This is a genomic window from Bacillus sp. 165 (assembly GCF_017742235.1).
Classification (GTDB): Bacteria; Bacillota; Bacilli; order Bacillales; family Bacillaceae_G; genus JAGHKQ01.
The window spans coordinates 15,118-35,127 of the sequence record NZ_JAGHKQ010000006.1; the positions used below are offsets into that span (position 1 = coordinate 15,118).

At 40.8% G+C, this 20,010-nt stretch carries 21 protein-coding genes; all 21 read right to left on the bottom strand.

From position 1 onward, the window contains the following. Nucleotides 1-128: 128 nt before the first annotated feature. Nucleotides 129-1,877: an acyl-CoA dehydrogenase family protein gene (locus J7Q84_RS10745; RefSeq protein WP_209094560.1), complete on the bottom strand. Its 1,749-nt coding sequence runs from the start codon at nucleotides 1,875-1,877 to the stop codon at nucleotides 129-131. Next, nucleotides 1,852-2,604: a 2-phosphosulfolactate phosphatase gene (locus tag J7Q84_RS10750; protein ID WP_209094561.1), complete on the bottom strand. Its 753-nt coding sequence runs from the start codon at nucleotides 2,602-2,604 to the stop codon at nucleotides 1,852-1,854. The genes J7Q84_RS10745 and J7Q84_RS10750 overlap by 26 nt, the downstream gene beginning before the upstream one ends. A 3-nt stretch (nucleotides 2,605-2,607) precedes the next feature. After that, nucleotides 2,608-3,672: a phosphotransferase family protein gene (locus tag J7Q84_RS10755; RefSeq protein ID WP_209094562.1), complete on the bottom strand. Its 1,065-nt coding sequence runs from the start codon at nucleotides 3,670-3,672 to the stop codon at nucleotides 2,608-2,610. A 5-nt stretch (nucleotides 3,673-3,677) separates the two neighbouring features. After that, nucleotides 3,678-4,244, bottom strand: a complete 567-nt coding sequence (locus J7Q84_RS10760) for a TetR/AcrR family transcriptional regulator (RefSeq protein ID WP_209094563.1) — start codon at nucleotides 4,242-4,244, stop codon at nucleotides 3,678-3,680. 8 nt (nucleotides 4,245-4,252) lie between these two features. Further along, complete coding sequence (locus J7Q84_RS10765; protein ID WP_209094564.1) at nucleotides 4,253-5,488, bottom strand: acyl-CoA dehydrogenase; 1,236 nt, start codon at nucleotides 5,486-5,488, stop codon at nucleotides 4,253-4,255. 311 nt (nucleotides 5,489-5,799) lie between these two features. Then, nucleotides 5,800-6,570 carry a ribonuclease HII gene (locus J7Q84_RS10770; RefSeq protein ID WP_209094565.1) on the bottom strand — a complete coding sequence of 257 codons (771 nt, stop codon included), beginning with the start codon at nucleotides 6,568-6,570 and terminating at the stop codon, nucleotides 5,800-5,802. A 76-nt stretch (nucleotides 6,571-6,646) separates the two neighbouring features. Next, nucleotides 6,647-7,519 (bottom strand): ribosome biogenesis GTPase YlqF, encoded by an 873-nt coding sequence (gene ylqF / locus J7Q84_RS10775; RefSeq protein WP_209094566.1) that lies wholly within the window; start codon nucleotides 7,517-7,519, stop codon nucleotides 6,647-6,649. A gap of 14 nt (nucleotides 7,520-7,533) precedes the next feature. Further along, a complete protein-coding gene (gene lepB, locus J7Q84_RS10780; RefSeq protein ID WP_209094567.1) occupies nucleotides 7,534-8,094 on the bottom strand; it encodes a signal peptidase I in 561 nt (186 codons plus the stop codon). A 107-nt stretch (nucleotides 8,095-8,201) separates the two neighbouring features. Continuing rightward, nucleotides 8,202-8,546: a 50S ribosomal protein L19 gene (gene rplS / locus J7Q84_RS10785; RefSeq protein ID WP_209094568.1), complete on the bottom strand. Its 345-nt coding sequence runs from the start codon at nucleotides 8,544-8,546 to the stop codon at nucleotides 8,202-8,204. A gap of 163 nt (nucleotides 8,547-8,709) precedes the next feature. After that, nucleotides 8,710-9,444, bottom strand: a complete 735-nt coding sequence (gene trmD / locus J7Q84_RS10790) for a tRNA (guanosine(37)-N1)-methyltransferase TrmD (protein WP_209094569.1) — start codon at nucleotides 9,442-9,444, stop codon at nucleotides 8,710-8,712. After that, nucleotides 9,444-9,959 (bottom strand): ribosome maturation factor RimM, encoded by a 516-nt coding sequence (gene rimM / locus J7Q84_RS10795; protein WP_209094570.1) that lies wholly within the window; start codon nucleotides 9,957-9,959, stop codon nucleotides 9,444-9,446. The genes trmD and rimM overlap by 1 nt, the downstream gene beginning before the upstream one ends. Nucleotides 9,960-10,054: 95 nt before the next feature. After that, complete coding sequence (locus tag J7Q84_RS10800) at nucleotides 10,055-10,282, bottom strand: KH domain-containing protein (RefSeq protein WP_209094571.1); 228 nt, start codon at nucleotides 10,280-10,282, stop codon at nucleotides 10,055-10,057. Nucleotides 10,283-10,296: 14 nt separating this feature from the next. Next, nucleotides 10,297-10,569 (bottom strand): 30S ribosomal protein S16, encoded by a 273-nt coding sequence (rpsP, locus tag J7Q84_RS10805; RefSeq protein ID WP_209094572.1) that lies wholly within the window; start codon nucleotides 10,567-10,569, stop codon nucleotides 10,297-10,299. A gap of 104 nt (nucleotides 10,570-10,673) precedes the next feature. Further along, a complete protein-coding gene (gene ffh / locus J7Q84_RS10810) occupies nucleotides 10,674-12,023 on the bottom strand; it encodes a signal recognition particle protein (protein WP_209094573.1) in 1,350 nt (449 codons plus the stop codon). 13 nt (nucleotides 12,024-12,036) lie between these two features. Continuing rightward, nucleotides 12,037-12,366, bottom strand: coding sequence for a putative DNA-binding protein (locus tag J7Q84_RS10815; RefSeq protein WP_209094574.1), 330 nt, complete (start codon nucleotides 12,364-12,366; stop codon nucleotides 12,037-12,039). A gap of 122 nt (nucleotides 12,367-12,488) precedes the next feature. Continuing rightward, a complete protein-coding gene (ftsY, locus tag J7Q84_RS10820) occupies nucleotides 12,489-13,484 on the bottom strand; it encodes a signal recognition particle-docking protein FtsY (RefSeq protein WP_209094575.1) in 996 nt (331 codons plus the stop codon). A gap of 21 nt (nucleotides 13,485-13,505) precedes the next feature. Continuing rightward, a complete protein-coding gene (gene smc, locus J7Q84_RS10825) occupies nucleotides 13,506-17,066 on the bottom strand; it encodes a chromosome segregation protein SMC (RefSeq protein WP_209094576.1) in 3,561 nt (1,186 codons plus the stop codon). 53 nt (nucleotides 17,067-17,119) lie between these two features. After that, nucleotides 17,120-17,863, bottom strand: a complete 744-nt coding sequence (gene rnc / locus J7Q84_RS10830; protein WP_209094577.1) for a ribonuclease III — start codon at nucleotides 17,861-17,863, stop codon at nucleotides 17,120-17,122. 131 nt (nucleotides 17,864-17,994) lie between these two features. Next, on the bottom strand, nucleotides 17,995-18,228 hold the full coding sequence (acpP, locus tag J7Q84_RS10835; RefSeq protein WP_209094578.1) for an acyl carrier protein: 234 nt from the start codon (nucleotides 18,226-18,228) through the stop codon (nucleotides 17,995-17,997). 95 nt (nucleotides 18,229-18,323) lie between these two features. After that, nucleotides 18,324-19,064 (bottom strand): 3-oxoacyl-[acyl-carrier-protein] reductase, encoded by a 741-nt coding sequence (fabG, locus tag J7Q84_RS10840; protein ID WP_209094579.1) that lies wholly within the window; start codon nucleotides 19,062-19,064, stop codon nucleotides 18,324-18,326. Then, on the bottom strand, nucleotides 19,058-20,008 hold the full coding sequence (gene fabD, locus J7Q84_RS10845) for an ACP S-malonyltransferase (RefSeq protein ID WP_209094580.1): 951 nt from the start codon (nucleotides 20,006-20,008) through the stop codon (nucleotides 19,058-19,060). Before fabD ends, fabG begins: the two co-directional genes overlap by 7 nt. Nucleotides 20,009-20,010 lie beyond the last annotated feature (2 nt).

Genomic DNA, 20,010 nt, shown 5'->3' on the forward strand with positions numbered 1-20,010 from the left:
TCCCCATGCCTTCTACATAACTGGCAGCACACAGCATGTGTCATGACGTTTACTTTAATACTCGAACTTCTTCCTGCAGTCTGTCATGTCCCCTGCAAAGTAACAATTCCTTCTCTCACTCTCCCTTCTTAACATATATATTTTTGTGCATCCAGCATCGCTTGAGCGATTTCACGCTTGCGGATAATCGTATTGGTATAACTGAAGCGTCCGCATTCTGCTCCGATAAGCTTCAAATATTGTTGCTGAGTCTCCCCTTCACAAAGAGAATGAATAAGTTTTTTAGCTAAAATTTCCACTTCTAAATAAGCATCCTCCAAGTAAGTGATTGCAAGATGTTGTTTCAGTATATCTGCTGAATCTTTTGTAGCACGCAATACCGCTGATTCAGCTGCATATAGCTTAATAGCTATGTCTGCAAGCTTTAACAATGTTTCCTGTTCTTCTTCGAGCTTTAGCCCATGTACTTGCAATATAAGCCCAGTAAGAGCAAGAAACAATCGGCGTATGCTATTGATCATTTCTTGTTCACGAACTAAAGACTGACCAGATTGTACAAGTTCTCCTCCATGTTCCAATTCTGATACAGCCTGTTCAACAGCTTTGTGAAGTCCCAAAACTTGCGCTTTTCGAATTATAAAAGTCGGAATAATCAGACGATTTATTTCGTTTGTTCCTTCAAAAATTCGATTGATTCTAGAATCACGATACGCTCGCTCAATGGGATATTCTTGAATATATCCAGCTCCACCATGAAGTTGGACACCTTCATCTACTACAAAATCGAGTGTTTCAGATCCGAATACTTTACAAATTGCGCATTCAATCGCATATTCTGCCATTCGTTTTACAATTAAAGCATGATCATTTTCTTCATACAAATCGCCTAGTGCGTCTTCCAAAAGCCCTGCGGTACGATATTGTAAGGATTCCGATGCATAGATATTACAAGCCATCATCGCAATCTTTTCCTGTGTAGCCGTAAATGCTGCGATAGGCCGGCCAAATTGCTGACGTGCCAGCGTATAATTCATCGTCACCTTCAATGCCTGTTTCGCTCCCCCCATACAGGCAGAGCCCAGATTGAACCGACCAAGATTCAGCACATTAAATGCAATATGATGCCCTTTTCCAATTTTCCCAATCACATTTTCGATTGGCACCTCACAATCCTCCAATATAACGGGACAAGTAGAAGATCCTTTAATCCCCATTTTCCTCTCTTCCGGTCCGATTGAAAGGCCAGAAAAATCCTTTTCTACCAAAAACGCGGTAAATTTATCCCCGTCTACCTTTGCATATACGATAAAGGTATCGGAAAACGCTGCATTTGTGATGTACAGCTTTGTACCGTTTAAGATATAGTGAGTACCGGCAGCGTTTAATTTTGCAGTTGTTTTCGCTGCTAGCGCATCTGAACCGGAACTAGGCTCTGTCAGACAGTACGCCCCAATATATTCACCAGAAGCAAGCTTCGGTAGATATTTTTCTTTTTGCTCTGACGTACCAAAATACGTAATTGGAAGTGTTGCGATACATGTATGATTAGAGTGGGCAACACCGTATGCACCTGCACGGCCAACACATTCGCCTACAATACTTTTCGTAATTTTATCAAGACCCAATCCTCCATATACTTCTGGTACGCTATGGGCAAGAAGTCCAAGTTCGCCAGCTTTTTGCATAAGCTGAACAACTGTTTCAAAATTCTGCGTATCAATTTCCTCCGCATGGGGATATACATCTTTCTCCACAAACTTTTCAGCGGTTTGGAAAATAAGCTGATGCTCTTTTGTGAAATCTTCCGGTGCAAACACATCATGTGCTCCTATTACTAAAAAACTGCCCCCATTATACTTCAGCTTTGTTTGTGACATATCTTTTTTCCTCCATTCGAATTGCATTTCCATCAAATTTAGCAATGAGTGAATAGCTCCCGCACTGAGCTGCATATTTTACTTCTCGTTCATATCCCTCTCTGTACAATGCTCTTCCTACTCGTGAAGCAGAAAGCACTTGTGTGGATTCCTTGCGCTTTCCTTCATAATAGGATAGTGCCGCCAAAGCAACATCTGTAAGTTGCCATTCGTTTTGCTGCACGATATGATACAACATATAACCAGCACCATAAAAATCCTCAAGCGAGAATGTTCCATCAGAGCCAGAGCAAATAATCAGTACAGTTTCCTCTTTATGATGATCGTTAATAGCTTCAGCAACAGCTTCTCCGTTAAGGAGTGAGGCAATATACAGCTCTTTTGCTCTTGCAGCTTTCGAAATAGCGACCGTTCCATTTGTTGTCGACAATATCATCGTTTTTCCTGCTGCCTGCTCCTTCAGCTCGGTTGGATTTGGCATAAGAAAGCCTTCTATGGCCTGACCTTGATATTCACCTACAATAAGAATTTCATCCGTATGGTATTCCCTAGCCTTCAACCAAGCTTCTTCTTTATCTCGTACCGGAATCACTTGCTTCGCCCCGTATTGCAGTCCCACCGTAATTACGGAAGTAGCAATCAACACATCGAGTACCACTGCAATTTTCCCTTCTGTTTTTTCACTATCAATTTCTTCTTTTTTTACAATCACATGCAGTTTCCCCACCTATTACACCTCTTTTGTGCGGGATTGCTCGAATGCATGCTGGACAAGACCGTATACAAACTTATCCATATTTGCAAAGCGCGGATCTTGAGTTTGTCCTTTTTTATACCGGTAGAAAATTTGCTGGACAATAACCGCCAGCTTAAAATAGGCAAATGTCACATAAAAATGAATATGAGACAAATCTCGTCCGCTTTTTTTCGCATACATCTCAATAAGCGCATTTCTAGTCATAAATCCTTTTTGCACTGTTATAGGTGGCTTTCCAAGACCATATTGCAGAAACTCCGGATCATCCCTCTGTACCCAATAGCTCATTGCAGCACCTACATCAGCAAGCGGATCTCCTATCGTTGACATTTCCCAATCAAATACACCGACTACCTTCGTCAAATCATTTTTGGCAAACATCATATTGTTGCATTTAAAATCATAATGAATAATGGTCGGCTCTTGAGATTGCGGAACGTTGGAACTCAGCCATTCTGTTAGCTCCTCAACTTCCCGGATCTCATTCGTTTTCGCTCTTTCATAGCGCCGTATCCATCCGTTTACCTGTCTCTCCATAAAACCATCAGGATGACCGATTTGTTCTAATGCAGTGCCTTTGTAATTTGCCTCATGCAGCTGTACAAGTGTATCTACAAAAGATTCAGAAATAGAGTGGCAAACCTTCTCAGTCGGCGCCGTCCCTTCTGGAAAAGAGGTATCAAGAACTACTCCATGACGTCTCTCCATAATAAAAAATGGGCTGCCGATTACCTCTGAACCATCGTGAAACAAATACGGCTTAGGTGCCAGTGAAAACAGTTCATGCAATACACTCAAAAGCTTAGATTCCCGCGCCATGTCATGAGCTTTCGGAGCAATCGGACCAAGAGGCGGCCTTCTTAGTACTGCCTCCCAATCACCAATCTTCAATGCATACGTTAAATTGGAATGTCCTGCAGAAAACTGCTGAACCTTAAGTTTTCCATCCGGCAAATCATTAAGGGTCCTTCTTAAAAAATCATCCAACTCTTGTATCGGCAGTTCTTCCCCTGTTCGCACAGGAATTGTATCCAACATGTTCCTCACTCCTTTGCCACACCGTTTAAAATCATATCAATAAAAATATTCGCAAGCTCCTCTGCATTTACAGACCCGTTTGGATCAAACCACATATAGGTCCAATTACACATCCCTAATACTCCTAAAGCAACCATTTCCGAATGCAGTTCCTGCCGAAATTCTCCTTTTGCAATTCCCTTTTGTACAAGATCTTTAATTTCATCACGGAATTGATCACGTTTTTTCAAAAGTTCCGGCAAGTTTTCCTTTGTCAAATTTTGCAGCTCTCGAAAAAAGACCCGAGCGCTCGCACCATTATTCTCAATGTTTTGCAGCAGCATTGTCACGACTTGATGAAGCTTTTCACTGTATGATGTTTCTAAATCCTTCATGATGCTTGTCTGCTGTTGCAAAATCCTGTCTATGAAGCGGTGATGAATTCCTAAAAGAAGCTCTTCTTTAGAAGTAAAATGATAATAAAATGCACCTTTTGTTACCCCAACAGAGTCCACAATGTGCTGAATGGATGTTTCTGCAAATCCTTGTTTTTCAAATAGCTCAATGCTTGCTTGGATAATTTTCTGCTTCATATGTGCACCTACTTGCTCAATTTGGCGTATTCTTTTTCTTTGTGATATGGGGCGAGCTCCATTTTCGCAATAGCTGCCTTATGAACTTCATCCGGGCCGTCAGCTAAACGCAGCGTTCTGGCATTTGCCCAATGTGCCGCAAGTGGGAAATCTTCACTTACTCCAGCTCCTCCTAAAGACTGAATCGCTCGATCTAATACTTTCAGAGCGACATTAGGAGCTACGACTTTAATCATTGCAATCTCCTTACGCGCTACTTTGTTGCCGACTGTATCCATCATATATGCAGCCTTTAATGTTAAAAGCCGTGCCTGTTCAATCTCTATTCGCGCTTCTGCAATCCAGTCCTGTACTACACCTTGTTCTGCAATCATTTTGCCGAATGCGAAACGATTTACAACACGTTCACACATAATATCAAGAGCTCTCTCTGCAGCTCCAATCAAACGCATACAATGGTGGATACGTCCAGGTCCTAGGCGTCCTTGTGCAATCGCAAAACCCTTTCCCTCTTCCCAAATCATGTTTGATACCGGTACTCGTACATTGTCAAACAATACTTCAGCATGACCGTGCGGTGCATGATCATATCCAAACACTGACAGAGTACGCAGCACTTTTACACCAGGTGTATTCATCGGCACAAGAATCATAGACTGCTGCTCATGCTTTGGAGCTGATGGATTCGTTTTCCCCATAAAAATAGCAATTTCACAGCGCGGGTCTCCTGCACCTGACGTCCACCATTTCCGTCCGTTAATTACATACTCGTTACCATCCCGCACAATCGAAGATTGAACATTTGTCGCATCAGAAGAAGCAACATCCGGCTCTGTCATAGCAAAGCAAGAACGAATATCACCATCTAACAAAGGCTTCAGCCACCGTTCCTTTTGCTTTTCTGTTCCGTAACGCGCAAGCACCTCCATATTCCCTGTATCAGGAGCAGCACAATTGAATACTTCAGGAGCAATAAAGGATCGGCCCATAATCTCACAAAGCGGTGCGTACTCAAGATTCGTTAACCCAGCTCCATATTCATTTTCCGGTAAAAATAAATTCCAAAGTCCCTCTTGCTTCGCTTTCTGCTTCATTTCCTCCATAATAGGTGGAATACACCATTGGTGCTCTGCGTCACGCAGTTGCTTATCATATACCTTTTCATTCGGGTACACAACTTCCTTCATAAACTGCTCCAATTGGTTTATTAGTTGTTGTACCTTTTCACTATAGGAAAAATTCATGTTAAAACCTCCTCTTAACTAACCGGTTAGTATGTTTACGATTAAATATCTTTAATATTCGTTATCATTTTTATCTATACCTTTTTATTTCTGAAAATTCAGATATTTTATTTCGCATTTTTTGTCATTTACATTTACAAATTAAAATAATGAACAAAAAAAATGCTCAGCCCCAGCATTCTGTACTAATGGGGGCTGAACATTCCTGTTCATAACTTTAATCTTACAGTTATAAGGATATAGAAGTATTAGAGCAAAATAAACTAAAGCTTCCATCAAGGAGAAATGATTTCCAAAAAACGGTTTCAATATCAGAATTGTGTATTCTTTATTGGAGCAAATGTTTTTCGATGTTCACGTAAAACACCTTGGGTTCGAATGGCTTCTATATGCTCCTTTGTCCCATAACCCATATGCTTCTCAAACCCATACATCGGGTACATTTCTCCTAAATCTTTCATCATACGATCTCTAGTCACTTTTGCAACGACAGAAGCAGCAGAAATAGATATACTTTTCGCATCTCCTTTTATGATTGAGGTTTGAGCAATAGCTAGCGGTAGCTCCATCGCATCAATGAGGAGATGTTGAGGTTGCGGAGACAAGTCGGCAATTGCTGTGAGCATGGCTCGCTTTGTTGCTTGATATATATTAATCTCATCAATAACTTCTGCCTCGATAACTCCTATTCCAACAGCAACAGCCTCCTTTACAATCGTGTTATAATATTGTTCACGTTTCGCTTCGCTTAGCTTTTTTGAATCATTGAGGCCTGCTAAATAAAATCCTTCCGGTAAAATAACTGCTGCAGCCACGACTGGTCCAGCTAACGGTCCTCGTCCCACCTCATCTACTCCAGCAATAAACTTCACTCCTTTATCACGCAATGCCTGTTCATATTCTGACATTTGGTGAAATAACTCTCGTTCTCTTGCTTCCACCTCTTGTCTTTTGTACCACTGTGCAATCAGCTTTTGAATACCTTTTCTCTCATCTTGCAGCAATTCTATAAATACAGGGTCCATTTCACTATTAATTCCCTGCAGCAACTGTGCTGCTTCCTTCATTGTCCGTTTCGACACTACATTTCTCCTCCTAATAAAGAAAAGCTCCAGCAACTGGAGCTCCTTAATATTTTTTAATAGACGGCTAACATAGTTAGACCGTTTCTTCTAATGCAGCAACTTCATCAGGTTGTTCCAGTGTAATCCGGCCCAGCTTTCCTGCGCGTAGTTCACGAAGAACAAGCTCTGCTGTTTTGTCGTAATCCACTAGTCCGCCACCTAGAAGACAGCCTCTTCTTTTCCCAATTTCATCAAACAATTCAACAATATCCTGAGGAATTTCAGACAAATTGTATCGGTCTTTTAAGCGTTCAGGGTAGTGTTCTCCTAAAAAACGAAGTGCGTATACAGCTACTTCTTGCAAGTTCAAAATAGAATCTTTAATTGCACCGCTTGCAGCAAGACGAAGGCCAACTTGTTGGTCTTCGAATTTAGGCCATAGAATTCCCGGTGTATCAAGAAGCTCTAGCTCCTTGCCAACTTTGATCCATTGCTGTGCTGTTGTCACCCCAGGTCTATCCCCAGTTTTAGCAATATTCTTTTTAACAAGCTTATTGATTAACGTAGACTTTCCTACGTTTGGTATACCGACAATTAATGCACGGATGGCACGAGGCTTTATTCCCTTAGCTATCATCTTATCAAACTTTTCTTTTACTAGCACCTTACATGCTGCTGTAATTTCCTTCATACCCTGTCCAGCCTGTGCATTAATGGAAATTGCTTTATGTCCTTTTTCTTCAAAGTAAGCAATCCATTTTTTCGTTGCTGTATCGTCTGCCATATCCGCTTTATTTAGCACAACTAAACGTGGCTTATGACTAATGATTTCATCAATCATCGGATTTCGTGAAGAAGCTGGCAACCGAGCATCGACCAGCTCAATTACCACATCAATTAATTTTAATTTCTCCGTTACTTGGCGTCTCGCCTTTGCCATATGGCCTGGGAACCATTGTATCGTCATGCTGTCACCTTCTTTTATTGTGGTTTTTTGATCATATGTATATCTTCCATCGGCCAATATACGAAATTCGCTTTACCGATTACATCCTTAATCGATACTGCACCAATCGTACGACTGTCCTTACTGTAGCGACGATTGTCTCCTAATACAAATAGCTTTCCTTTTGGCACTGTTTTTTCTCCTGTAATTTCTTCCAGCGTAAAATCATATGTTAGCGGGCCATCTGTTGCTTCTTTCTTATATTGATCCAAATACGACTCTTTATAAGGCTTGCCATTCACATAAAGAACGTCATTTTTGTATTCAATATGATCACCTGGAAGACCTATAACGCGTTTAATATAGTCTTTCTCTTCTGTTGCTTTAAATACAATAATATCAAAGCGTTGCGGTTCACCAACTTTATAGCCAATTTTATTCACTATCATGCGATTTTGATCATGCAGCGTAGGCATCATCGATACACCATCTACTAATATTGGTGCAAATAAAAAGTAGCGAATCACTACAGCTAGTCCAATTGCTATCAATACCGCTTTAATCCATTCCCATGTTTGACTTTTTTGTTCTGCCACTTTTCGTCCCCTCCAGAAATTCGGAATGCTCTATATAAGCTATTATATCAAAAATGAAATAAAAGTGGAAAAAAGGGAGCTTGTATCCACAAGCTCCCGTCTTTTCATTATCGAATTTCTTTAATACGTGCTTTTTTACCACGAAGGTTACGTAAGTAATATAATTTAGCACGGCGAACTTTACCGCGGCGAATTACTTCAAGCTTCGCGATTCGTGGTGTGTGAACTGGGAATGTACGTTCAACACCTACACCGTAAGAAACTTTACGTACTGTAAATGTTTCGCTGATTCCACCGCCACGACGTTTAATTACAACGCCTTCAAACAACTGAATACGCTCACGAGTTCCCTCAACAACTTTTACGTGTACACGTACTGTGTCTCCAGGACGGAAAGCAGGTAAGTCAGTTTTTAATTGCTCTTTTGTAATATCTTCGATTAATTTTTGCATCGTAACTTCTCTCCTTCTGAACAGACGCTCTTACAATGATTTTATTGCAGCGGAACATCGTTTTAACGGATTTACTCTCGTAAACCACAAGTGTTATAATAGCACATTCTAAGAATCGTTGCAATAGCCTGCACGCAAGAAATTTATTTACTGTTAAGGTTTTTTACTTGTCTTCTTTGAACTCTTCCATCCACTGCTGTTCTTTCTTGTTTAATTCTCGATTTTCTAATAAATCTGGGCGGCGAGTATATGTGCGCCGCAACGATTCTTTATGGCGCCATTCCTCAATAAGTTTATGGTTCCCTGATATTAAAACATCTGGCACCTTCATATCTCGAAATACAGCCGGCCTTGTATAATGGGGATGCTCTAACAAACCTGTACTAAATGAATCTTGCAGGTGGGATTCCTCTTTCCCTAAAACATCTGGCAACAGCCTGACAACACTGTCAGTAACAACCATAGCAGCCAGCTCTCCGCCTGTCAGTACGTAATCACCTATGGAAATTTCGTCCGTTCCTAAATACTCACGAATTCTCTCATCGTATCCTTCATAATGACCACATACTAAGATGAGATGCTCTTCTTGGGATAATTCCTCTGCCTTACTTTGTGTAAACCGCTCTCCTTGCGGACACATTAAAATAACTCGCGGCTTTTTAACTGACTGAGACGTCAAGGTTTCCACCGCATGAAATATCGGCTGAGGGGCCAGTACCATGCCTGCACCGCCCCCATAAGGATAATCATCTACACTTCCATGCTTATTTTCGGAATACTCCCGAAAATTTATAACATTCAATTGTACCGCATTTTTGTCTTGCGCTTTTTTTAATATAGAGGAGCCGAATACTCCGGAAAACATTTCCGGAAATAATGTCAAAATATCAATTTTCATTATAACAGCCCTTCCATCGGAAAAATGGTGACCCTCTTTTGTTCAGTATCCACCTTTAAAACAATTTCTTCAATATAAGGAATTAGTATATCTTTTCCGTGCTTCCCTTTTACTACCCATACATCGTTCGCACCTGGAGAAAGAATTTCCGTAATAGTACCCATTTCTTGACCATCTTCTGATACTACTAAACAACCAATGATTTCATGGTAATAATACTCTCCTTCTGGAAGCTCACCAAGCTGCTCCTCAGGCACCTTTAGCAAAGTGCCCTTAAACTGTTCTACTTGGTTTACATCGTGATAGCCTTCAAACGTTAACAAATCAAAGGATTTATGAGTACGATGTGAAGCTACAACTACCTTGATTGGATCCTGGCTTTTTTCTTTCCAAAGATATAAAGTGTTCCCTACTTTGTAGCGCTCTTCAGGGAAATCCGTGCGGGAAACTACGCGAAGTTCACCCTTAATACCGTGAGTGTTCACAATCTTGCCCACATTAAACCATTTTGTCATATATGCTCACTCCTGTACTTGATATGTAATTAGCTTTTCCAATCGCAACCCTCTATAACAAAAAAGGGAGAGGAATCATCCTCGCCCTTTTTGTGTTATTGAATTTCAAGACTAATCTTTTGATTCAAACGATGTCCCGCTGCGTATACAACGGTTCGAATTGCTTTAGCAATTCGTCCTTGCTTCCCAATCACTTTTCCAACATCCTCTGGATGTACAGTTAAACGGTAAGCGATATCTCCGTTTTTTGATGTTTCGGTAACCACCACATCTTCAGGATGATCCACAAGGGCTTTGACAACAGTTTCGATTAACCCTATCATAGGATTCCTCTAACTTATTTGCCTTGTTTTGCTAAATGGAACTTCTCTAAAATACCTTGCTTAGAGAATAGGTTACGTACTGTGTCAGATGGCTTCGCGCCGTTTTGTAACCATTTTAATGCTGCTGTTTCGTCAATTTTGATTTCAGCTGGTTGAGCAACTGGATTGTAGTATCCAATTTCCTCAATGAAACGTCCGTCACGTGGAGAACGAGAATCAGCAACTACTACACGATAGAAAGGAGATTTTTTAGCTCCCATGCGTTTTAAACGAATTTTTACTGCCATTTATAAAGCACCTCCGAATTTGTTTCACACAGATAATAATATTATCAAAAAGGAACACTCTTTGTAAAGTATAATTTCTTAACAGAGCATTTCTTTTTTTTCCCTTAAAAAGGAAACTTAAAGCCTCCAAAACCGCCCTTTTTCTTACCTTTTTGCATATTAGTCATAGACTTCATCATTTTCTTCATATCTTCGAATTGTTTAAGCAGACGGTTGACCTCTTGAACAGTGGTTCCGCTACCTTTAGCAATTCGCTTGCGGCGGCTTGCATTGATCACTTCAGGATGTTCTTTCTCATCCTTTGTCATGGAACGAATAATCGCCTCGACATGACCGATTTGCTTTTCATCTACTTGGACATTTTTCAGACCCTTGATTTTGTTTGCCCCTGGAAGCATATTTAAAATCTCATCCAAAGGACCGAGCTGACGCACTTGTCCTAATTGCTCTAAAAAGTCATCAAGCGTAAATGACAATGTACGCATCTTTTGCTCAAGCTCTTTTGCTTTTTCTTCGTCAACCGCTGCTTGAGCTTTTTCAATAAGAGTCAGCACATCTCCCATACCTAAAATACGAGACGCCATACGCTCCGGATGGAACGGTTCGAGCGCATCCAGCTTTTCACCTAAACCGACAAATTTAATCGGAGTGTTGGTTACTGCTTTAATGGATAACGCAGCTCCTCCTCGAGTATCGCCATCAAGCTTCGTAAGTACAACGCCTGTCAAACCTAATTGATCATGAAAGCTTTGCGCAACGTTTACAGCATCCTGCCCTGTCATTGCATCAACAACAAGAAAAATCTCATCAGGCTTTGTAATCTCTTTTACTTGTTCCAGCTCTTCCATCAACTGTTCATCAATATGAAGGCGGCCCGCTGTATCGATGAGAACATAATCATGATGCTCTTCCTTTGCTTTTGCAATGGCTTGCTTTGCAATCTCAACTGGACTTACCTTATCCCCTAAAGAGAATACAGGCATGTTGATCTGCTTTCCAAGCGTTTCAAGCTGCTGAATTGCAGCCGGACGATAAATGTCTGCCGCTACAAGAAGCGGGTTACGATTGTACTTCTTTCGAAGTAAATTAGCCAGCTTTCCTGTAGTTGTCGTTTTACCGGCACCTTGCAGTCCTACCATCATAATGACAGTCGGCGGGCGATTAGACACAGCAATTTTGCTTTGTTCTCCGCCCATAAGCTGAGTAAGCTCCTCCTGGACCACTTTTATAATCTGTTGGCCTGGAGTCAAGCTTTTCATTACTTCTTGTCCGACTGCACGTTCAGATACACGTTTTACAAAGTCTTTTACAACTTTGAAGTTCACGTCTGCCTCAAGCAACGCAAGTCGCACTTCACGCATCATTTCTTTTACATCCGCTTCATTCACTTTCCCTTTTCCACGGATTTTTTGCATCGTCTGTTGAAGTCGGTCGGCTAATCCTTCAAATGCCATACTTGCCGTCCTCCTAATCTAATTTTTCAATTGCTTCTACAACTTGCTCCACTTCTTCACTTAAAGACTCGTTTCCGAGCAATTCTTTCAATCGGTGAACAAGCTGCTGACGCTCTTGAAACTTATTAAACAGCAACAACTTTTCTTCATATTCTTCAAGCATTGCTTCTGTTCGCTTAATATTATCATAAACGGCTTGACGACTTATTTCAAATTCTTCAGCAATTTCACCGAGGGAATAGTCGTCCAAATAATACAGCGACATATAGTTCCGTTGCTTGGGGGTTAACAGCGATTGATAAAAATCAAACAAATAATTCATTCTTGTTGTTTTTTCAAGCATGCTTTCACATCCCCTTGTTAAGTGAATTGCCTTTACAACAACAGTTTACATTGTTGGATATTAGGTGTCAAGTTTTTTTCTTTACTGATAAATTTTTCAATGTACTAACCATGCAGTTGTTCTTATTCTGCTGCTTCTTTTTCTACCATATCTGCAAATAGGCCATACACATATTGTGATGGATCAAACGGTTGCAAGTCATCCATCTTCTCACCTAATCCGACGAATTTGACTGGAACGTTGAGTTCGTTACGAATAGCCAAAACAATACCGCCTTTTGCTGTACCGTCTAATTTCGTAAGCACAATCCCTGTTACATCTGTTGCCTCTGAGAATGTTTTAGCCTGACTTAGACCATTTTGCCCTGTCGTTGCATCAATAACAAGAAGAACTTCATGAGGGGCTCCTGGAATCTCACGCTCAATGACACGCTTCACTTTTTCCAATTCCTTCATTAAGTTCACTTTATTCTGCAATCGTCCCGCTGTATCGCACAGCAGCACATCCACCTTACGAGCTTTTGCGGCTTGTACTGCATCGAACATAACAGCTGCCGGATCAGAACCAGAACCTTGCTTAATAACATCTACGCCTACACGTTCGCCCCACACTTCCAATTGCTCAATAGCACCAGCACGAAACGTGTCCCCAGCAGCCAATAAAACCGTCTTACCTTCAGTTTTCAGCTTATGTGCCAGTTTACCGATTGTGGTTGTTTTTCCTACGCCGTTTACACCGACAAATAAGATTACTGTTAAACTATTTTCTTGTATATTGATTTCGTTATCGAGCTCTTCTTCATCACCATTATAGATTTCGACTAACTTCTCTGAAATGACCGCTTGAACCTCACGAGGATCTTGAATGTTGCGGCGTTTCACTTCATCCTTCAGCTCGTCAATCAAATCCATGACGGTATTAACACCAACATCGGCTCCGATTAAAATCTCCTCTAATTCTTCAAAGAAATCTTCATCCACTTTACGATATCGATACACTAAATCATTCACTTTTTCAGAAAAAGAGCTTCTCGTTTTCTCCAATCCTTGCTTAAACTTATCTGTAACAGCTTCTGTTTGGCGTGAAATGCTTTCTTTCAGCTTCTTAAAAAAACTCATTCGCTTCTATTCCTCCTTTTCCTATAAAACAGCTTCTTTGTCATCTAAGCGTACTGATACAAGCTTAGAGACACCCGATCCTTGCATTGTGACGCCATATAGTACATCACTTTCTTCCATCGTTCCTTTTCTATGGGTAATTACAATAAACTGAGTTTCTTTGCTGAACTTCCGCAAATATTGCGCAAATCGAGCCACATTGGCTTCATCCAGCGCAGCCTCAACCTCATCAAGCACACAAAATGGAACAGGACGAACCTTTAATATCGAAAATAGAAGCGCAATCGCGGTTAACGCCCGTTCTCCACCAGATAATAACCCCAGATTCTGCAATTTTTTACCTGGTGGTTGAGCAACAATATCCACTCCTGTATTAAGTAAATCCTCTGCATCAGCTAATACTAAATCAGCGCGCCCTCCACCAAACAGGGCTTTAAACACAAATTGAAATTCAGTGCGAATCGCTTGAAAAGTAAATGCAAAACGCTTCTTCATTTCATCGTCCATTTCACTAATCACTTGGTACAATGTATCTTTTGCTTCTTGCAAATCAATGCGCTGTTCCAGTAAAAATTGATGCCTTTCCGATACACGTTCATACTCTTCAATCGCACCTAAGTTCACATTGCCAAGCTCTTCGATAGAAAGTTTAAGCAACTTCACTTTCTTGCGTGCTTCTTGTATCGGCAATACCATTGGATATTTTTCTTTTGCAGCTTCGTATGAAATTGTATACGTTTCCCTTAATTGCTGCAAACGGTTTTCAAGCTCCACATCTAAGCGGTTAATTTGTACTTCTTGATCTCGTAATACTTCTAACAAATATTTGTGCTGACGCTTCGCTTCTTTCAGCTCTATATCTGAATCTTCTAAGTTCGATTGTAATTCCAAACGCTGTTCACGGCGCAAGCTAATTAGCTCTACAGTTTGATTCCTGTCGTGAGTTTTCTTCTTAACCATTTCAGAAATTTGTTCTTCACCGCTTAGGTTTGAATTCATTTCACTTTGAAGAAGGGACAAATCCTCTTTTGCCTTTTGCAGAGCGGCTTTTGCTTGTGCTTGTTCACGTCTATAGCGGCTGACCTTTTCTTGTTGGTTAAACAGCATTTGTTGCTTTTCCGCCTCTTGTACTTTTAATTCTGTAATATCTGCTTGCAATTGTTCTTTTGAACTATGCTGTTCTGCTTTTTGTTTTGTCAACTCTGCAATTATTTGATCTAATTGCGTAATAGAAGAAGACAATTGCTGTAACTGCCCAGATAAATATTGCAGACGGTTCTTCATTTTTGTTTGATCTTGCAAAAATCCAGTCATTTCTAAGTCATAAAGGGCCAATCGCTCATTCAAGCTGCTTTCTTCTAACTCAAGCTGACGAATATCCCCTTTGGTACGTTGTTCTTCGATCCGAAGCGTCTCCATCGTTTCACGGAGTTCAGCTGACCCTTTTTCATGCCGTCCAATGTCTTTCTTTATGGAAGCAACATAGCTTTCTAGCTTCGTTGTTTTTTCTTCCATATCTTTCAGCTTCACAGCCAGAGTCTCTGCTTCCCTTTGTCGGCCCAGCAACGAAGTTTTCGCCTGCTTCATTGCTCCCCCGGTCATCGATCCACCTGGATTTACAATATCTCCTTCTAGCGTAACAATCCGGTAACGGTATTGCAGAATGCGGGCTAGTTCATTTGCCCCTTTTAAATCACGAGTCACCAGTACTGTACCTAATAAATTGGAGACAACGGTCCTATATGGTTGCTCACATTGTATTAAGTCAGAAGCAATCCCAATAAAAGCAGGATGCTGCTCCGCTGTATACAGCTGCTCAGCAGAAACTGCCTTTCCCTTTATTACACTAAGCGGCAAAAATGTAGCCCTTCCATATTGATGCTGCTTCAAAAACTTGATTGCTGCTCTTGCATGTTCTTCCGTTTTAACAACAACATGCTGCATGGCAGCACCAAGCGCAGTCTCCACAGCAACTTCATATTGCTGCGGTACAGAAATAAGCTCAGCAACAGCTCCTTCAATGCCTTGCAGCCTGTCTTCTCTAGCTTTCAAAACTTCCCGAACTCCTTGAAAAAAGCCGGTATAGTCTTCTTGCATCTCTTCAAGCATTTCCTTACGTGAGCGTACTTTCTGAACGTATTGATACGCTTGATAGAGCTTCGTTTCATTTTCTTGATATTGATTTTTAAGATCCTTCCAAGCACGCTCATGCTCTTGAAATGACATTCCTTTTTTAGATAGCTCTTCTTGGATAGTAACATGCTTGGTCAACATACGAAGCTTCTTTTGCTCTACTTCTTTACGAAGATTTACATATTTTGCGTTCTGATCATCGAGGCGCTGATTTTTAGTGACCTGCTGTTTCTCTTGCTCTTCCAGCATCATCAGCTCATTGCGGTAACCAGCTTGTTTATTTAGGAGTTCAATATAATCGCCTTTTAGATTCTCAATTTTTTCATCTAGGTTTTGGTTATGCAGAGAAAGAGCTTGCAGTGCTTCTCTTAATTTCTGACTGGTGTGCATAACTTGAGCCGTTATTTCATCTAAATGTTTGGTTTCACTCTGTATGGTTTGCTCATAATCTAAAAGCTTTTCAGATAGCTCAGCAATCTGTTGTTCAAGCTGAGTACAATGCACACCGGCATTTTTCTTCCGTTCCTTCAGAAGCTCCTTTTGTCCTTCTAACTTCTCAAGCTCTTTACTGGATAACAAAAGTACTTCCTGAAGAGATTCGATAGACTCGTCAATAGCTTGTACTTTCTCTCTTATATCCTCTATTGTCGCTTCACCTTTTTGAAGGTTGGAGGATACCGAGATCTCGAGGTCCTTATTTTCTTCAAACTGCTTTTTCAGTGTCTGCCACTTTTCGTGCAGCTCTTCGATTTCACAAACAATTACAGCAGCTTCAATTTTTTCAAGCTCTTCTTTCTTTTCCAAATAGTCCTTTGCAACGGAAGCTTGTATTTCTAACGGCTCTAATTGACTTTGCAGTTCATGGATAATATCCTCCACTCGATTCAGGTTTTCTTGTGTTTCAGCAAGCTTTGCTTCTGCTTTCTTTTTTCTCGTTTTATATTTCAAAACTCCCGCTGCCTCTTCAAAAATCCCTCGCCGTTCTTCTGCTTTGCTGCTTAGTATTTCCTCCACTTTTCCTTGACTTATGATGGAAAAGGCTTCTCTTCCCAGTCCAGAATCCATGAATAAATCTACAATATCCTTCAACCGACAGGACTGCTTATTTATAAAGAAGTCACTGTCCCCTGAGCGGTACACTCGTCTTGTTACGCTAATTTCGTTGTATTCAAGAGGTAATCGTTGGTCTTCATTATCCAATGTCAATGTTACCTCAGCTACATTTAGTGCACGTCTAGAATCGCTGCCGGCAAATATAACATCCTCCATCTTTGCACCGCGCAATGACTTCACTGACTGCTCACCAAGCACCCAACGAATTGCGTCTGTAATGTTGCTTTTTCCGCTGCCGTTCGGTCCCACAACAGAAGTAACCCCAGGTACGAAATCGATAGAGACTCTCTCGGCAAATGATTTAAATCCTACAATGTCTAACCGTTTGAGGAACATCGTTTTCCCCCTTTTCTATGCACAACGAATCCCCCTAAAATAGGGGGATTCCATTATGTTTGTTGTTCTCTCAGTTTTTTCAAAGCCTCTTCAGCAGCATACTGCTCTGCCTCTTTTTTAGACTTGCCGCTGCCAAGCCCAAGTGCCTCACCGTTAAGAGAAACGCGAGAGACAAACTCACGATTATGAGCAGGACCTCTTTCCTGCAAAATTTTATATTCGATATTACCGCTGCCGTCACGCTGAATAAGCTCTTGCAACTGACTTTTAAAATCCATCACATGAGAAAAAGCACCATTATTAATTTTAGGGTACACTACATTCATCAAAAACTCCCATACTTTCTCTAAACCTTGATCTAAGTAAAGAGCACCGATGAAAGATTCAAAAACATCGGCTAACAATGCAGGCCGTTCACGTCCGCCTGTCATCTCCTCTCCTTTCCCTAGAAGAACCAGTTCTCCGAAAGAAAGTTCATTTGCGAATTGAACCAAGGATGGTTCACATACGATTGCTGCACGCAGTTTCGTTAACTCACCTTCGCTCATCGTGGGATATTTTTGAAATAAGTATTGTGAAACAGTCAATTCTAAAACAGCATCCCCTAAAAACTCTAGTCTCTCATTATCTTCATGAGGTTTTTTACGATGCTCATTCACATACGATGAATGAGTAAAAGCTTGAATTAACAGCTTTTCATTCTTAAATGTGACGCCCACTTTTTTTTGAAACTTTCTGAACACTTCGCGATATTTGGCTTCATGTCTTTTATCACGAATTCTTTTATAATGCGGCATAGGTACCTCCCAATCTCAATCCAAAGATCCATTTTTTCCGGCACCAGTGTTAACAAAAAGACAAAGGTTTTCCGACCTATTTGCGTATATGGCGAGCAAGCCCCGCATATAACGGGACTTGCTCATTGTTTTTATAGGCTACTTTCTATGTAGTTAACAGCATCGCCAACTGTAGCAATCTTTTCTGCATCCTCATCGGAGATTTCCATTTCGAACTCATCTTCTAATTGCATTACAAGTTCTACTACGTCCAATGAATCTGCACCTAAATCTTCTTTAAAGTTAGCAGAAGGTGTTACCTCTGTTTCGTCTACACCTAGACGATCTACGATGATTTTTGTTACGCGCTCTAATACGTCTGCCATAATAGTTCACCTCCCCTCAAGTCATTATATTAAATATTGTACAAAAAAACTAGGTGAAATCAATGAAATTCATCATTTTTCCTGTTTTTTTGACATTACATGACCATACCACCATCAATATGAATTGTTTGTCCTGTGATATAACCGCTGCGATCAGAAGCTAAAAATACAGCTGTATTAGCAATATCATCAGCTTCTCCAAATTTTGCAAGAGGAATGACTTTCAGCATTTCTGCTTTTACTTCTTCAGTTAATACATCTGTCATATCCGTTACGATAAATCCAGGAGCAATGGCATTAACTGTAACATTTCGGCTTGCCAATTCTTTTGCAGATGTTTTCGTTAATCCGATAACCCCTGCTTTTGCTGCTACATAGTTTGCTTGACCCGCATTTCCAATCACACCTACAACAGAAGCAAGATTGATAATACGGCCGCTTCTTTGACGCATCATATGACGCGATACTGCTTTGGTAGTTAAAAATACACCCTTTAAGTTTGTATTAACAACTGCATCCCATTCTTCTTCTTTCATTCTCATTAACAAGTTATCTTTTGTTATCCCTGCATTGTTTACAAGTATATCGATTTGCCCAAACACTTCTACTGTTTGTTTAACCATTTGTGCTACTTCTTCACTATTTGCTACATCTGCTTTTACAGCGATCGCTTCAGAACCAAGGCTGTTAATTTCATCTACCACTTCTTTGGCTTTCAATTCATTCCCTGCAAAATTCACCACTACTTTGGCACCTTGACGAGCCATCTCTAAAGCAATTGCTCGTCCGATTCCTCGAGATGCCCCTGTGATTAAAGCTACTTTTCCTTTTAGCATATGCCTTCCCCTTTCAATTTTGAAATAGTTGCTTCTATCGTTTCTTGATCGTAAATTGCATACACTTTAGCGGAAGGAGCTATAGACTTCATCAATCCTGCCAGCACTTTTCCAGGACCGATTTCAATGAACGTATCTACTCCTAATTCTACCATTCTTTCAATGGATTCATACCATCGTACAGGTGAATACAACTGTTCAATCAACTTCTCCTTTATTACTTCACTGTCAGTTACGCAGTCTGCAGTTACATTAGCCACAACAGGTACTTGAGTTGAGTGAATGGTAATAGAATCTAAGACTTCTCTGAATTGCTCTGCTGCCGGTTTCATTAAAGACGAATGAAACGGACCGCTCACCTTCAATGGAATCGCACGTTTAGCACCTTTTTCTTTTGCCTGCTTGCAAGCATTATCTACTCCTTGCTTAGTTCCAGAAATTACAATTTGTTGACGACTGTTCATATTAGCTATTTGAACAGCATGTCCTTCCTCTGAAACTTCCTTAGTCACATCCTGAAGCAGACCTGCGTCCATTCCCAATATGGCTGCCATAGCTCCTTGTCCGGCTGGAACAGCCTCTTCCATGCATTCTCCTCGCTTACGAACAGCATATACACCTTCTTCAAAGGAAAGCGCGCCCGCTGCAACTAATGCACTATATTCACCAAGACTGTGACCAGCAACGTAATCAGGTTTAATGCCCGCCTCTTCAAATACCGCAAGAACAGCCATACTTGTTGTCAGCAATGCCGGTTGTGCATTTGTCGTTAATGTCAATTCCTCTTGCGGACCTTCAAACATGATTTGTGATAACGGTGTCTTTAAAATTTCATCTGCTTTTTTAAAGAAAGCGGCCGCCGTTTCATTTACTTCGGCAAGCTGCTTTCCCATGCCAACTGCTTGAGATCCTTGACCTGGAAATAAAAAGGCTACTTTTCCCATAT

Bases quoted from the DNA above. Each gene is read 5' to 3' on its own strand.
- J7Q84_RS10745 (WP_209094560.1), bottom strand. From the start codon at position 1,877: ATGTCACAAACAAAGCTGAAGTATAATGGGGGCAGTTTTTTAGTAATA.
- J7Q84_RS10755 (WP_209094562.1), bottom strand. From the start codon at position 3,672: ATGTTGGATACAATTCCTGTGCGAACAGGGGAAGAACTGCCGATACAA.
- J7Q84_RS10760 (WP_209094563.1), bottom strand. From the start codon at position 4,244: ATGAAGCAGAAAATTATCCAAGCAAGCATTGAGCTATTTGAAAAACAA.
- J7Q84_RS10765 (WP_209094564.1), bottom strand. From the start codon at position 5,488: ATGAATTTTTCCTATAGTGAAAAGGTACAACAACTAATAAACCAATTG.
- ylqF (WP_209094566.1), bottom strand. From the start codon at position 7,519: ATGACGATACAATGGTTCCCAGGCCATATGGCAAAGGCGAGACGCCAA.
- rplS (WP_209094568.1), bottom strand. From the start codon at position 8,546: ATGCAAAAATTAATCGAAGATATTACAAAAGAGCAATTAAAAACTGAC.
- trmD (WP_209094569.1), bottom strand. From the start codon at position 9,444: ATGAAAATTGATATTTTGACATTATTTCCGGAAATGTTTTCCGGAGTA.
- rimM (WP_209094570.1), bottom strand. From the start codon at position 9,959: ATGACAAAATGGTTTAATGTGGGCAAGATTGTGAACACTCACGGTATT.
- J7Q84_RS10800 (WP_209094571.1), bottom strand. From the start codon at position 10,282: ATGATAGGGTTAATCGAAACTGTTGTCAAAGCCCTTGTGGATCATCCT.
- rpsP (WP_209094572.1), bottom strand. From the start codon at position 10,569: ATGGCAGTAAAAATTCGTTTAAAACGCATGGGAGCTAAAAAATCTCCT.
- ffh (WP_209094573.1), bottom strand. From the start codon at position 12,023: ATGGCATTTGAAGGATTAGCCGACCGACTTCAACAGACGATGCAAAAA.
- J7Q84_RS10815 (WP_209094574.1), bottom strand. From the start codon at position 12,366: ATGCTTGAAAAAACAACAAGAATGAATTATTTGTTTGATTTTTATCAA.
- ftsY (WP_209094575.1), bottom strand. From the start codon at position 13,484: ATGAGTTTTTTTAAGAAGCTGAAAGAAAGCATTTCACGCCAAACAGAA.
- smc (WP_209094576.1), bottom strand. From the start codon at position 17,066: ATGTTCCTCAAACGGTTAGACATTGTAGGATTTAAATCATTTGCCGAG.
- rnc (WP_209094577.1), bottom strand. From the start codon at position 17,863: ATGCCGCATTATAAAAGAATTCGTGATAAAAGACATGAAGCCAAATAT.
- acpP (WP_209094578.1), bottom strand. From the start codon at position 18,228: ATGGCAGACGTATTAGAGCGCGTAACAAAAATCATCGTAGATCGTCTA.
- fabG (WP_209094579.1), bottom strand. From the start codon at position 19,064: ATGCTAAAAGGAAAAGTAGCTTTAATCACAGGGGCATCTCGAGGAATC.
- fabD (WP_209094580.1), bottom strand. From the start codon at position 20,008: ATGGGAAAAGTAGCCTTTTTATTTCCAGGTCAAGGATCTCAAGCAGTT.